At 39.8% G+C, this 14,838-nt stretch carries 13 protein-coding genes and 1 pseudogene; 12 read left to right on the forward strand and 2 right to left on the reverse strand.

Going from position 1 to position 14,838, the window contains the following annotated elements; all coding sequences use genetic code 11:
* Nucleotides 1–57 precede the first annotated feature (57 nt).
* On the reverse strand, nucleotides 58–945 hold the full coding sequence (locus tag MXE28_RS10375; protein WP_247240133.1) for a LysR family transcriptional regulator: 888 nt from the start codon (nucleotides 943–945) through the stop codon (nucleotides 58–60).
* A gap of 230 nt (nucleotides 946–1,175) precedes the next feature.
* Between MXE28_RS10375 and MXE28_RS10380 the strand changes: the two genes are divergently transcribed.
* The 3 genes and pseudogenes from MXE28_RS10380 to MXE28_RS10390 all read left to right on the forward strand — a co-directional run bounded on the left by MXE28_RS10380 (nucleotide 1,176) and on the right by MXE28_RS10390 (nucleotide 4,060).
* Entirely contained in the window at nucleotides 1,176–2,018 is an 843-nt protein-coding gene (locus tag MXE28_RS10380) for a fumarate hydratase (RefSeq protein ID WP_226974442.1), read from the forward strand.
* A 9-nt stretch (nucleotides 2,019–2,027) separates the two neighbouring features.
* A pseudogene (locus MXE28_RS10385) lies at nucleotides 2,028–2,579 on the forward strand (FumA C-terminus/TtdB family hydratase beta subunit).
* 68 nt (nucleotides 2,580–2,647) lie between these two features.
* Nucleotides 2,648–4,060: an anion permease gene (locus MXE28_RS10390; RefSeq protein WP_247240134.1), complete on the forward strand. Its 1,413-nt coding sequence runs from the start codon at nucleotides 2,648–2,650 to the stop codon at nucleotides 4,058–4,060.
* Between the two features lie 126 nt (nucleotides 4,061–4,186).
* Here the strand turns inward: MXE28_RS10390 and MXE28_RS10395 are convergent, their stop codons facing one another.
* On the reverse strand, nucleotides 4,187–5,101 hold the full coding sequence (locus MXE28_RS10395; RefSeq protein ID WP_247240135.1) for a LysR family transcriptional regulator: 915 nt from the start codon (nucleotides 5,099–5,101) through the stop codon (nucleotides 4,187–4,189).
* A gap of 229 nt (nucleotides 5,102–5,330) precedes the next feature.
* On the opposite strand from MXE28_RS10395, the gene MXE28_RS10400 reads away from it, so the two are divergent.
* The 9 genes from MXE28_RS10400 (at nucleotide 5,331) to MXE28_RS10440 (ending at nucleotide 14,672) form a co-directional block, all read left to right on the forward strand.
* Nucleotides 5,331–6,581, forward strand: coding sequence for a 3-isopropylmalate dehydratase large subunit (locus MXE28_RS10400; protein WP_247240136.1), 1,251 nt, complete (start codon nucleotides 5,331–5,333; stop codon nucleotides 6,579–6,581).
* A 54-nt stretch (nucleotides 6,582–6,635) separates the two neighbouring features.
* Nucleotides 6,636–7,133 (forward strand): 3-isopropylmalate dehydratase small subunit, encoded by a 498-nt coding sequence (locus MXE28_RS10405; protein ID WP_247240137.1) that lies wholly within the window; start codon nucleotides 6,636–6,638, stop codon nucleotides 7,131–7,133.
* 18 nt (nucleotides 7,134–7,151) lie between these two features.
* Nucleotides 7,152–8,069: an alpha/beta hydrolase gene (locus tag MXE28_RS10410; RefSeq protein ID WP_247240138.1), complete on the forward strand. Its 918-nt coding sequence runs from the start codon at nucleotides 7,152–7,154 to the stop codon at nucleotides 8,067–8,069.
* A gap of 292 nt (nucleotides 8,070–8,361) precedes the next feature.
* A complete protein-coding gene (locus MXE28_RS10415) occupies nucleotides 8,362–9,168 on the forward strand; it encodes a hypothetical protein (protein WP_247240139.1) in 807 nt (268 codons plus the stop codon).
* Nucleotides 9,169–9,355: 187 nt separating this feature from the next.
* Nucleotides 9,356–10,477, forward strand: coding sequence for an AAA family ATPase (locus MXE28_RS10420; RefSeq protein WP_247240140.1), 1,122 nt, complete (start codon nucleotides 9,356–9,358; stop codon nucleotides 10,475–10,477).
* 3 nt (nucleotides 10,478–10,480) lie between these two features.
* Nucleotides 10,481–12,166, forward strand: coding sequence for a VWA-like domain-containing protein (locus tag MXE28_RS10425; protein ID WP_247240141.1), 1,686 nt, complete (start codon nucleotides 10,481–10,483; stop codon nucleotides 12,164–12,166).
* A gap of 503 nt (nucleotides 12,167–12,669) precedes the next feature.
* Nucleotides 12,670–13,584, forward strand: a complete 915-nt coding sequence (locus tag MXE28_RS10430) for a hypothetical protein (protein WP_021840029.1) — start codon at nucleotides 12,670–12,672, stop codon at nucleotides 13,582–13,584.
* 35 nt (nucleotides 13,585–13,619) lie between these two features.
* Nucleotides 13,620–14,081 (forward strand): hypothetical protein, encoded by a 462-nt coding sequence (locus MXE28_RS10435; protein WP_156704496.1) that lies wholly within the window; start codon nucleotides 13,620–13,622, stop codon nucleotides 14,079–14,081.
* 102 nt (nucleotides 14,082–14,183) lie between these two features.
* Nucleotides 14,184–14,672 carry a hypothetical protein gene (locus MXE28_RS10440; protein WP_021840031.1) on the forward strand — a complete coding sequence of 163 codons (489 nt, stop codon included), beginning with the start codon at nucleotides 14,184–14,186 and terminating at the stop codon, nucleotides 14,670–14,672.
* Nucleotides 14,673–14,838: the final 166 nt, after the last annotated feature.

A 14,838-nucleotide genomic window follows, 5' to 3' on the forward strand; every position in this document is an offset into this window, starting at 1 on the left:
AAAGACCCTTATAGGGTCAGAGCAAACCACCCGTTCTACGGGTGGTTATGATTTGGCTCAATTTATTTTTTGCGGATACGGGAAGTGTTTGATGAAATTGATTAAATCTTTCATCGCATAGGATAGGTATTTGTTTTTGCGAAAGACTAATCCGATGGTCACGGTAAGGGGCGGATCCATGGAAATCAGTTGGACATCATTTCGCTCTAATTTTGCTATGTCCAATAAAAAGGAGAGCCCCACGCCTTTGGCAACGGAATCAATATTAGTTTTAATCTGATTGGACGAGAGTACAATTTTAGGCAAAAAGCCATAAGCTTCGCAGTTGGCCAATACACTTTTACGATGAACCGAATCTATTTTCATCAAGATGAGGGATTCTTCTTTAAGTTTATCAAAGGGCACTTGGGAGAGGCTATGAAAAGGATGACCGCTGGGAATACATAATTTATGTTCACTTTTAAAGAGGGGCATCGCTTCCAGCTTCGGCGATATATTATCGATAATGACAATCCCCAAATCGGCTTCATCGGCTAATACGCGCTCAGACACACCGACAGATCCTTCTTCGAGGACATTTAACTCCCATTGGGGATATTCTTGGCGGAAGTGATTCAGTAACGGCGTGAACAAATAGGCACTAATCATCGGCGGGATACCGATGGTTACTGTGCCGGAGAGCTTATGCCGTTCATCTTTTATTTCGGCCACTGAGTTTTCCAGCTCCGCCAATACGTGTTTAATCGAAGTATAAAATTGGTGCCCTTTTTCAGTCAAGGTCATCTTTTTATACTCTCTTTTAAACAACTCAACGCCTAATTCATCCTCTAACTTTTTTATGGCAACGGTAATATTAGGTTGTGATACATAGTGTTGCTGTGCGGCTTTAGTCATGTTACCCAGTTCGGCTACTGAAATGAAAAATTCTAATTGTTTTAACTCCATAGTACCATCCTTGCTGTATAGTGCGAATACAATGATACGCTAAATATACATATTGCGAATATAATGATGAACTATATATAAATTATATTTAGTCCTATAAATTAAATTTATTGCATAATTATTATAACATATTTCACAAAAAAGTTATAGTCTTGTTATGCTTGTGCTAACAAAAGTTGTTACAACACAATGGATAAAAGTTTAGTGTATTTCAAATTAGGAGGGTTAACATGAGAGTATTACAGACAGAAGCCTTAATTCCTGTCATTGAAAAGTTGTGTATCAAAGCCTGCTGTGAATTGAATGATAATGTAATGGATGCATTCCGTAAAGCCGTTGAAAACGAAGAGTCGCCAATTGGCAAAAAAGCCTTGGAAATTATTGTTAAAAACGGTGAATTTGCTAAAAAAGAACAATTGCCATGTTGCCATGACACCGGCGTAGCTGTTGTACTCTTAGAATGTGGCCAGGAAGTGGCTTGGGAAGGTATGCCACTGGAAGATGCCGTTAATGAAGGGGTTCGTCGCGGTTATACGAACGGTTATTTACGTAAATCGGTAGTAGCGGATCCGTTGAATCGTGAAAACACCAATGATAATACACCGGCTATGTTGCATGTTGAAATCGTACCGGGCGATCAAGTAAAAGTAACGGTTATGCCTAAAGGCGGCGGCAGTGAAAATATGGGTGCCTTTAAAGTATTATTACCGGGCGAAGGCAAAGAAGGGGTAAAACAATTTTTACTTGAAACCGTAGCTAAAGTAGGCGGTAATCCTTGCCCACCGTATATTATCGGTATCGGTATCGGCGGCACCATGGATACCTGCGCTTGGATGGCGAAAAAAGCCTTACTTCGTCCTATCGGTGAACACAATCCAAATCCATACTATGCTGAATTAGAAAAAGAATTCTTGGAAGCAGTTAATAAATCGGGCGTTGGTCCTATCGGTATGGGCGGTACGGTAACGGCGTTGGATGTGCATATTGACTATCATGGTGTACATATTACAGCCTTGCCGGTAGCTATTAATTTCCAATGTAATGCAGCACGTCAAGCAAGTGAAGTTATTTAGGAGGCTATTATGGAACGGGATGTACAATTACCATTAACGAAAGAATTTGTAAAACAATTAAAAGTAGGGGACGTTTTATATTTATCCGGCTATGTATATACTTGTCGTGATGCGGCTCATAAACGTATTCAGGATTTGTTGGAAGCCGGCGAAGAATCACCGTTAGACTGAACCAATCAATTGGTATATTATGCCGGTCCATGTCCACCGCAACCGGGCCAGGTATTTAACTCCAATGGTCCTACAACTGCGGCGCGTATGGATCCGTTTGTAGAAATGATGTTCAAATTGGGCGTCGTAGCTTTCTTGGGGAAAGGCGACCGCGCACCTTACGTAGCTGATTTATGTAAAAAATACGGTGGTGTATCCTTATTAGGTGTAGGCGGTGCGTCAGCCATCAACGCGGCTCGCATTAAGTCGGCTGAAGTTGTTCTGTATCCTGAATTGGGCACTGAGTCTATTAAAAAGTTATACTTTGATCGTTTCCGCGTAATCGTAGGGATTGATACAGAAGGCAATGTTTTGCAGAAACAAGAAGTGGCAAAATATAAACGTGATTAAGCGTAGAGCGCTATTTACGTTCGTGTGATTAGAGGGCATACCTTTAGATTAGGTACATAGGGATAGTTATGAACAATAAGAGTAAAACGATAGCGTCTTGGATAATACCGATTATGGTCGGTGTTATCATAGCCGTTTTACCGGTGCCGGTGGGCTTGTCCACGCAGGCAGGGTATTTGCTGGCTATATTTTTGAGTACGATTATTGGGTTCATAATGCAACCGCTGCCGATCGGCGCCATTGCATTAATCAGTATTACAATCACCCAATTAGCGAATGTTTTAAAACCGAGTCAAGCTTTAGCCGGCTTTGGCAATAGCAGTATTTGGTTAATTGTGGCAGCCTTTTTGTTTGCGAAGAGTTTTATAAAAACGGGGCTCGGTCGCCGCATTGCGTTTTGGTTAATTACTAAAATGGGAACGAGCACGTTAAAGTTGGCCTATACGATTATTTTGAGCGACTTGATTATCAGTCCGGCCACACCATCCAATGCAGCGCGTGCCGGCGGTATATTATTTCCTATCGTTCGGGGCTTGGCATCAGCTTTTGATTCCGAACCGAATAAGAATCCTCGTCGGGTCGGCGCCTTTTTGATACAAGCTGAATATCAGGGGAACACTGTAACATCGGCTATGTTTATGACGGCGATGGCCGGGAACCCATTGGCCATTTTGTTGGCCAGTCAGGCTTTAGGCATTAATATGTCGTGGGGCACTTGGGCATTGGCTGCCATTGTACCCGGTCTCATTGCATTGGCCGTGATTCCGTATTATCTGTATAAAGTGTATCCGCCGGAATTGAAGAAGACGCCGGAAGCACAAGCTTTGGCACAGCAAGAGTTAGCGGAGATGGGTCCTATAAGCTATGCTGAAAAAGCCGTAGCCTTTATATTCGTAGGGGCGTTGTTGTTGTGGAGCACATCGAACCTTACGGGCTTAAATGCAACCGTAGTTGCCTTATTGGGCGTGTCCAGCATGCTGGTAACCAAAATTTTGTCTTGGCAGGATGTATTGGATGAAAAAGGTGCTTGGGACACTCTCGTTTGGATGGGGACTTTGGTAGGCTTAGCGGGTCAGTTGGCTAAATCCGGCGTCATCGATTGGATGTCGGGGCATATCAGCAGTGCTTTAGTCGGTGTTTCCTGGCTCGCAACCTTGGTTATTCTATTGCTCATCTACTTCTATATTCATTACGGCTTTGCCAGCTTGACGGCTCATATTACAGCATTGTACTCGACCTTTATTACAATCGCTGTAGCGGCCGGCGCACCGGCCTATTTAGCAGTGTTGGTGTTTGCCTTTGCTTCTAATTTATGCATGTCGCTGACTCATTATGCAGCGGCGCCGGCGCCGATTTACTTCGGAGCCGGTTATGTACCACAATCGACGTGGTGGAAGTTGGGCTTCCAAGTCTCTGTAATTAATATCGTAATCTGGTTTGGCATCGGCTCCGTTTGGTGGAAAGTATTGAGCCTTTGGTAAAAGCGGATCGATATGCTTTGATATGCTTTGGTAGTGAAATTTAATAGTGATATATAAAAAATGACTGTAGCTAATATGTGAGTAAGCATTTAGTTACAGTCATTTTTTGTTATAGTGAATACGCTTTTAAATTAGATCCTTATTATCTTCAAAAAACTGAATGAATTCCTCCATGGCTGGCGTCCGTACAGTCTGTTTATTCGTTGCCAGAACAATGGTGATCGGGAAGGTAATATCTGTGAGAAGACGAACCAGATTATCTTTAGGGGTAACGACTTTATCGGTCATAAAGGCAGCGGCAGCCGAACTTCCGACTAATTGCTTGATAGTGTGGATTTGATTCGTGCGTAAGCGGATTCTAGGGTTTACGTTATAGAGCTGGAAATACTTGGTAATGATGGCCTGTATATTGGATGTTTCTTTGTAAAAAATCATGGGAATATTTTTATAATCATTTAAGGTAAGCAGATGATTCGGGCGACTTTCGGCAAGTTGCACCAACGGATCGTCCGGACCGACATAAAGATGGTATTCGGTTTTCAATAATGTAGTAAAGTCTAATAATTGGGCATCTGATTCATTTTCAATGAGGAATGCAATATCTAATTTTTGTTCTTTTAGCATTTGTTTTAAGCGAAGAACGCCGGATTCATAGACTTCAAATTCGATATGGGGATAGGCTTTTTGAAAATGGTTAAAGATGACCGGAAATATAAAGGGACTCATCATAGGGGCTACGCCTAAGCGAATAAATTGGCGACCTTTCTGTAACAGCTTGATGCGATCCTCCAAGTTAGCTGTGTGATTTAATAAAGCCGTTACTTCCATATAAAATTGTTTGCCCGTTTCGGTTAATGTCAGTTGACGTTTGCTTCTATCGAAGAGGGAAAGTTGTAATTCGGTTTCTAAATTTTTTAAAGCTACGGAAAGGCTCGGTTGTGTAATTAATAGTTTTTTAGCCGCTTCATGGACCGATTTAGAGTTGACGACGGTATAGAAGTAGTTCAGCTGTGTCAGGGTAATCGTATTTAATAAATCCAAAACAGAGCCCTCCTTTAATTGTATGTGCCAAGTAATTTTATTCTATAAAAATTTGATAGTTTTAAACTATCAAATGATTATTTATTAATATTTTACACTATATAACATGGGCTGTATACTTTGAACTATAAGAAAGCAAGCATACGCAGTGTGGCTAACATACAAGCCGTAGGAAATGTAAAACTTAGGTATTGATTGTTAATGGACAAGGTTAAATGAGGAGGACATTATGCACGCTATTGAAAAAATATTGGCCAAAAAAGCCGGTTTGGATTCGGTTAAGACCGGCCAAATTATTAATTGTGAGATTGACTTAGCCGGGATTAATGATTTGTATTTGCAAACGGTTCGTTCCTTTTTTGAAATGGGGGCGACTAAAGTGAGTCATCCGGATCGCATTGCTATGTTTTTAGACCATTATGCACCGGCGTCTACGATTACTCAGGCGGATAATCAACGCCAATTCAGAGAGTTTTGTGAAGAACAACACATTGAAAAACTAATGGATATCGACCAAGGTGTTTGTCATCAGGTTGTGGCGGATAAAGGCTGGTCCAGACCGGGGCGCATCATTGTTATTACCGACTCCCATACAACCACCCATGGTGCTTTTTGTACCGGTGTAGGGGCTACCGATTTAGCGATTATTTTGGCAACCGGTCAATTGTGGTTCCGCGTACCTGAAATTAATAAGATTAATTTTGAAGGGACTTTGCCGGAAGGCGTATATGCTAAAGACATTATCTTGCATGCTATCGGTCAATTGAAAGCAGACTTTGCCGTATACAAAGCGGTTGAATTTGCAGGACCTGTTATTGATGCATTGAGCGTGTCCGAACGCATGGCGTTATGTAATATGACCACTGAAATGGGTGCCAAAACTTCGTATATCCAGCCGGATGCGGTAACCAAAGAATTTTTGGCAAGCAAAGGTTTAGTAGAAGGACAAGATTATGAAGTTTATACAACTGATGCGGATTTCAAGTATGCCGATGAAATCACTTTTAATGTGAGTGATTTCACACCTCAAGTAGCGGCACCATCCAGTGTAGACAATGTGTTTGATTTGAAAAAATATGAAGGTCAGACGATTAATCAGGCTTATTTGGGTTCCTGTACCGGTGGCCGCGTAGAAGATTTAAAAGTAGCTGCTGAAATTGTGAAAGGTAAACACATTCCACGTCTTGTTCGTTTTGTCATTGTACCGGCCTCGAAAGGTGTATTTTTAGAAGCTATGGCTAAAGGCTATGTACAGACTTTGGTTGAAGCGGGGGCTACGTTCGTAACACCGGGTTGTGCGGCATGTTTAGGGACTCACGAAGGTATGATTTCATCCGGTGAATATTGTATTACTACAACTAATCGTAATTTCCCGGGCCGCATGGGCTCTACAGATGCTCATATTTTCTTGGCCTCGCCGGCAACCGTGGCGGCATCGGCTATTAACGGTAAGATTACCGATCCCACACCATACTTATAATGGGTAAGTAATGGTATACAGTGAAACGAGTAATAGTCATTGAGGAGAATAGTTATGGACAAAATTATTAAGGGCGAAGTATTTACTTTTGGCAACAATATCGATACAGATCAGATTTATCCGGGGCGCTTTGTAGAACTTACCGATTTGAAAGATATCGTACCGCACACCATGCAGGGCGCTGACCCAACGTTTGCGAGTACATTTAAAGCCGGCGATATTGTTGTGGGCGGCACCAATTTCGGTTGCGGATCTTCCCGTGAGCATGCGGCGATTTGTTTGAAAGGCATTGGAGCCGGCGCCGTAATTGCGGAATCATTTGCACGAATTTTTTATCGGAACGGCATTAATCTCGGCTTGCCGCTCGTAGTGTGCCCCGGTATTAGTAAATTGGATTTAAACCATAAAGAAATCTCGCTGGATTTGGAAGCAGGTACGCTCACAGCAGACGGTAAGGTTGTGGCTCAAGTGGAACCTTTCACGCCGTATGTGTTATCTATTCTTGAAGCGGGTGGTATCAAGAATATGATTCGGGCAAAACTGAACGTCTGATATATAGGAGGTATGGGTATGTTGGAAGATAAATACTTTCCGGGATTTAAACAACAATTTATTGAAACAGAACCGGGCGTGCGGATAAATACATGGATAGGCGGCCATGGGGATACGGCCGTATTGTTGTTGCACGGACATCCGGAAACACATTTAATCTGGCGCTTTTTAGCACCGAAGTTGGCTGAGCAATATACGGTTGTCATGACTGATTTACGCGGTTACGGCGACAGTTCCAAACCGGTAGGTTTGCCGGATCATTCGAATTATTCAAAACGCGTTATGGGCGAAGACCATTTTACGGTGATGAATAAGCTTGGTTTTGAGAAATTCCATTTAATTGGTCATGACCGTGGTGCTCGTGTCTGTCATCGCATGATAGTAGATAAACCGGAGCGTATTTTAACATGCACGATGATGGATATTTTACCAACATTGGAAATGTATGCCGATACGAATGAAGAATTTGCTACTAAATATTATCATTGGTTTTTCTATATTCAGCCAAATGGTTTTCCGGAAACATTATTGGGGGCGGAACCGGAATATTTCATTCGTTTTAACCTTGAGAGAAAAATCGGACCTACTGCACGGGCTAACTTTCCGGAAGACGTAATGCAGGAATATATTCGTTGTTTTTCAGATCCGGCTACAATTCATGGTATTTCGGAAGATTATAGGGCATCAGCCACGATTGACCGTGAGTTTGACAAAAAAGATATTGACAATAAGGTAATTATAAAGACGCCGTTATTAGTTATGTGGGGCAAAAACGGTGTAGTCGGTAAACTTTGGGATGTATTAGCCGGTTGGCAGGCTAAAGCGGAACAGGTTGAAGGCTATGGCATAGATAACTGTGGGCACTTCGTACCGGAAGAGCAACCGGATATGGTTAATCAGCATATTTTAGATTTCTTAGTAAAATATAAATCATAACTAATAAATTATAAGTATCTTGAATTTAATAGCGTATATTATCGGTAAAGAAAAGCTGTCAGACAAGGCGGCTTTTCTTTTTTTGCCATAATTTTAAGGACAAAACTATTGAGAAGTGGTATCATATACATAGAAACGAAATTATTCAATATAATAGAATACAATTAATTACAATGTAATAGAATGCAATTTATTACAATAAAAAAGATTGCAATTGATGTAATATAAATCAGCGAGAATGCTGAACGTGTTTTTAGAATTAAATTCGTAGTATAAGAAATAAGGACACAACATGGATAACGAAAAGAATTTACGCATATTAAGCATTAATCCGTTTGCCTTGGCGCAGATGGATAATCCGACGGACGAGATGAAGTTGACCGCCCTACGCAAAAACGGTATGGTACTGCAGTTCATCAAAAATCCGACGCCGGAAATGATAGATATAGCTCTGTCGAACGCACCGCGGGCTATTCAGTACATTGAAAACCCGTCCCATGAAATACTGGAACAAGTGGTAAGCAAAGGCTGGAATAACTTGGGGTTAATTGAAAATCCCGACGAATCGTTGATTCGATTAGCTTTAGCCGAATCGGGCTGGGCCATTCAGTATGTAAAAGAACCGAGTGAAGAGCTTCAAATTTTGGCGGTAAAGTCGAATTATGACGCCATTAAATTTATTGAGAACCCGTCCAAAGCGGTACAGCTGGCTGCGGTGGGTCAGAATTATCAGGCGCTCAGCTATATTAAAGATCCGGTACCGGAAGCCATTGATTTGGCGGTCACCTTAGACCCTCAGGCGGTACGCTTGTTGGGTACGGTGACGGTGGACCAGGCACTTCATTTTATCGGCATCAGCAGTCTGATTACGAAGTATTTGCCACCGGATTATATGATTCCGCCGATTTACTTGGAAGAACGTTTGAAAGAAATTTTGGCTGATGAAAACACGAGCGAACAGTACGTGCGCGATTTACTCAATTGCACGTACATCGGTAAGCATAATAAAGGCTTTGAAGCGGATGTGGTCGGTCTTATCGACCAATTCGGTACGCAAAAAGCACGCCGCATCGCGGTGGATGAGCTTTTGAAATTCTAAAGACTTTTAATGCGACCCATCGCGGTAGATGAGCTCTTAAAATTCTAAACTATTGAGAGCTAAGTAACTGAGATTTTAAAAGTGTTGAAATTTTAATAGAGTTCGGACGCTTATATAAAAGCTGTGCCGGATGAAAATCACAAATTAAAAATTAAAATATATTAAATAAGGGAAAAGGAAAACATATATGAACTTTGTAGAAACAATGAGAAGTGTTGAGTTGGTATTATCGGCCGGTCAGGTACCGCTTTTAGTCGGTGAAACGGGGATTGGTAAAACATCCTTGGCACATCGTTTGGCGGTAAAAAACGGTTGGTCCCTCGTAACCATCGACGGCAACTTATTAAAAGAAGGCGAAATCGGCGGTTTACCGACGGTAGACAGTTTTTCACGAAAAATGAATGACGGCACAACGGTTACGGAAAAAGTAACCATTTATGCTATTCACTATAAATTAAAACAGATTGCCGACTACATGGCCGCCGGTCAGCAGGTAGTTTTATTTATCGACGAAATTAACCGCTGTGAGCACGCGGTACAGCAGGAATTAATGAACCTTATTTTGAACCGTGAAATCAACGGTTTTAACCTTGGTCATTCGGTGCACATCGTGGCGGCCATGAACCCGACGAACAGCTATGATTACCAGACGGTTGAAATGGACGTGGCCCAACAAAACCGCTTCGTATGGCTCCATATGGAACCGGATTACATGCAGTGGCTTGATTGGGCGGCGGAAGCTAAATTGGAACCGATGGTGATGGAATTCATCAGCACCTATCCGGAATATTTACACAAGATCAACGAAGACGATATTTATGCCACACCGCGTAGTTATGAACGGGTATCCGCGCTGTATGCCATGTATAAAGCCAACAAAGAAGCCATCGGTAAAGATGTGTTCTTCAACGTAATTCGCGGTAATGTGGGTAAAGTGATTGCGCAGGAATTTGTGAGCTTCATAGAAGCAGACCATGAACCGTTACTTATGTATGATGATGTGTTCAACGGTGAAATTATGGCGGAATCCGTATTGGAACGTCTCAAAAAGGAAAGCCATACTCGCCTTTATTTGACGGCTAAAAATTTAATGTGCGTCATTGAAATGCGAGCTAACCAGCTATTTGTAGACGAAGAAGCGGCTCAGGTAGTAATTAACCGTTTTATGGACTTTTTAAAAGCCTATCCGGAAGATTTACAGATGGCTGTGATGAAGGATATCCGCAATACTTATCCACGTTTTTATAAGGAAGCCATCAAAAGTGATGAGTTCGTCAATAACTTCTTTGATTTACAGCGGAGCTTATAAGCTATGAATGGTGAAATAGATATTGTAACGAGGCGGACGCTAAAGTTGGACTCGCAAGTCGGGGACAGTAAGAACGGGGCTCTTGAGGGTGGCAACGGGAACGTTGAAAACGGCGCCAATGCTGTAAACGGCGCAGCTCTTAATCAGGATCCGCTCGATGCGGAACGTGCTTCACTACTGGAGCTTACCAAAAAATTGGTAACGGCTTGGCAGCAGGAACGTGATGCGCTCCAGCGAGAACAGGAGATTAAAGATAATGCCTATACCAACTCTATCGGCTATGCCATAACCGAAGCCGCTGCCTTGGCGGCGGGCAAGCGTGATTTAACAGCCGGCACCGACGATTTTACGGTAAATAAGGAATACGAAGAACGTTTTTTCAAACTGGTATCAAAATTAAATTTGCGCCTCATTGAAAGCGATTCCTTCTACGGCTATTTCTTTTTACAAGTGGGACAGGAACTTCGCTTCGGCATGACCAGCGGTACGGGCATTAACTTTAAAGGCAGCCGCTATGTGATGTACTTCAATCCGTTGATTTTTTTAGACATGTCCACGGAACAGATGATAAGCTCCATTAAACATGAAATCCTTCATGTGATTTCGCGCCATTTAGTGCGAGCAAAGCGTTTGTATCAGCGATATTCACCACTTGCTATTAATATAGCTATGGACATTGTGGTGAATAACTATATTGAGCCCTTACCGCCGAATGCGATTGATGTAAAATGGCTCAACAAGAATTTCGGCACTACCGTGGTGGCGTTTAAGCCACTAGAATATTATGTGGACGAGATTCAGGCACACATAGATATTGCGCGTGAAACAGACGGCGAAACGGAAGTGGAAGACAGCTTAAGTGATGCGGCTATGAGTTCGCCCGGCGTGGCCGAAGCCTTTGATATAGCCAACAGCCATGACCTTTGGAGCGAGTCCGATGAAGTGGATGGCGATTCCCAACAACAGCTGACCAATAAGATGGTGGAGAATTCTGAAAAAGGCGAATTGGCCGGGTATTTGTCGGGCCTTTTGAGTGATATGAAAAAACATCGGGCATCCTTGCCGTGGTCAGTCTACTTAAAACGCTTGGTCGGTTCCGTTGCGTGGGGGCATAAAAAAACGACTACTCGTCGTAGTCGTCGTCAGCCGGAACGATTGGAAATTCGCGGTACTTTGCGCAAGCGTCGTGCTAAAATTGTGGTTGCGCTTGATTGTAGCGGCAGTATTACGGATGGTGCTTTCCGTCAAGCCATGTTGGAAGTACTGGAAATTACCAAGGCTTATGATTTTGAAATTACCGTGGTGGAATGCGACAGTGTCATTCGCCGCACCTATCCGGTAAAAACCATGAACGATGTTGAGCCGCGTGTAACGGCTCGTGGTAGTACGCTTTTCACGCCGGTAGTTCATTATGCTAATCAAATGCAAGCGGATTTGCTCATCTACTTTACGGATGGTAAAGGTGAAAAACATTTGAAAGTCGATCCGAAGCATTATAAAATTCTTTGGGTTTTGGTAGGCGAAGAAGCTAAACTATCACTCAAGAATCCGTGGGGTCTCGTTAAACATTTGAATCAGACATTTGAAGATTATGATATGACTGTCGATTATGAACGGGTGGACGGTTTCTCCATGAATAACCAGGAAGGGTTCTCCATGGCCAATCAGGAACGGGATTGGGATAAATAAGATAATAAAATATGTGGGTTGAGTTTTTGTTGTTCTTCTTCGAGTATAAACTTAAAACATTATTTTTCTGCCACCGGTTTCCGGTGGCAGTTTTTTTGTCTTATTTATGCTTGTTTGATTTGTTATTTACAAATTGATTACCTTTTTATATAATCAACGTAATAAATGATGTAATAAATGTGAATGCTGTTTTCGGTGGAACTATATTCTTTAATCAGTTGAGGAGTGTTAGCATGAAACAGGCATGGATTAAATTGACAGTAATAAGCAAAACCGAATTGAACGAGTAACGACAGAAGGTATTCCCCTGTCTATTGCAGAAGATGATGCAATGGATTATGTGGACCTTCTTTTTTTACTACCAATATTGAATTAGAGGATAGTAAGGATATGGATTGGTATCGTGGATATACAAAACTGAAGAATAATAAATATTTAGTCTTTTTTTGTATAAGTGTTTTAATAATATTTTTTTTAGTGTTACACGTTATTATATAAAAGAGATGTCAAATTTTGAGTGGACTAAGAAAGATATTATTGTAATAAAGGATGGATATCATTATACATTTATTGCTCCTTATAATGATTACGATAATGTCAGTCTAGACCTTAGAAATTTTATTAAGCAAGATGAAATATATAATTTTGCGGTAGATAGTAAGATTGATAAAAATAAGCTTATTATAATTTATGTGAATCGGTCATTGGATTTAATACTATGCATTAAATCTAAATCAGATTATAAAGCTATAAAGATTGAAAGTATGGATAAACAATTTGTATATAGCATATATCCTAAATTATGGATTACTAATTTATCATATTATATTTATATAGACCATTATTTATATAAAGTAGATAAGCAAACTTTAGAAATCGAAAGGATTTTATCAGATATAAATGGGATACCTTCTATCAGCATTAGTGGAAATGTTATTTATAAAAATGATATAAATTATATTTCTGTAGTAATGTCGAAGGCAAATAAGAAGTTATTTTTGGTACCTAGATATAGTAGTTTGCAAAGTTGGGGGAGCAATAAAGATAGTTTTATTTTAAGCTTGAATGATAAAATTGAGAATATGACTTTATCAGGAAATCATAATTATACTGTTGTTAAACCTAGTTATGGTGATTTAAAATTTGAAGGTGATTTGGGTAGATTTAAAATTGTAAGATTTATACCTGATAGTGGTGAAGAGCCATTTATAGATTGGGCATTATGGTTTGAATCTATAAAAGATGGAGTAGAATATAAGTATTATCATTATTATATGTATGATTCACTAACGAATCATTTTTATGAATTACCAAGTCAATTATTAGGGTTCTTTTCGCATAAGAATGAGCTGATTACAGGATATAGTGGCGAAGTGAATTTAGAGGCAATATCTCAGTTAATACATATTGGATATTAAATTATTTTAGATTCAATTTGAAAAGGAGTAATAATTTGGGGCCAAATTATTTGAATAAAATAAAAATCACTATAGGGTTCTTAATATTGACAATAATCTATAATTATTTTCTTTTTTACGAATATTTTTATTTGAATCATGATATAGATAGGATTGCTTTTCTGGGGTTGTTAATATTTTATGGAGTTACGATATATCATATTATTTTAGTAAAAAAAGAAGTTTTTGATATCTTTAAATTATGGCATAATCAAGGAATTACAAAAACGAATATGTTAAAGCGACTTGTTTGTGATGAAAATGAATCCACATTAGAATATGTTAAAAAGAATCCATTAAGGCGTATGTTTATGAGGATTTGGGCTGTATTTTATTTAGGCGGGTGCATTTACTTTTTCTTAGCGGGATTTGCTGATTTTATTAGAGGCTTTATTGTCATTGTTTTTTTTGTTATAGGATTTGCAAGGTTAAAAAAATGGTTTTATATATGGTTGTAGTTTGATAATTAATTGAAAAACAAAAACGGAAGAAACCCATGTCTTTTCTGAATGTGTATTTTAGTAGGAAAAAACTGTATTTTTAAAGGTATTGGGGAGAATATGTGGCAAAAGAATAAAAAGCTTTGTGCATTGTACTGGAATAAGTATAGTCCTATTGTAAGAAATATTTTTTTAGGGATTTTTTTGTTAGTGGCAATAGGCGGAAGAATATATAATTGGACTTTCCCGGAAGAAATAGAAAGACAATATGGTGAGTTAAGTAAGGTCATTTATAGTTTAGAGGTTTTTGATAACAGGGTTTTGAACCTAAGAGTAGGAACAGGTAATATTGTCATTGCAAAAGAGGTAACGGCTAATATTGATATGGGAGGGGATATTAATGATGCCATGGAAAGCAGGGCCAAAATAATAGAGTATTTTCTCCATCATGGGTGGGAGCCGGTTTCTTTACATAAGAATAATCTAAAATTTAGAAATGAAAGATATGAGATTGATTTATTTGGGCCGATGAGACAGAAACCTTTAGCTCATAATCATTGGTTAGTTACAGTAGGCTTTAATACTATTTTTCAAAGACTTAGGTTTTAAGAACGTGTTGGATATACATTATTTATTAGGGAGAAATAATGCAATTGAGTAAAGGTATAAAAAAAGAGAGAATAATAGCTTTTTTTAGATATGTGAAGGAAAATATTTTTGTGCTAAATTGCAATATCAAATTGAACACTTTGTAAATCCACTAACTTCTTAACTT

This window comes from Veillonella sp. KGMB01456 (assembly GCF_023051165.1).
Taxonomy (GTDB): domain Bacteria; phylum Bacillota; class Negativicutes; order Veillonellales; family Veillonellaceae; genus Veillonella_A.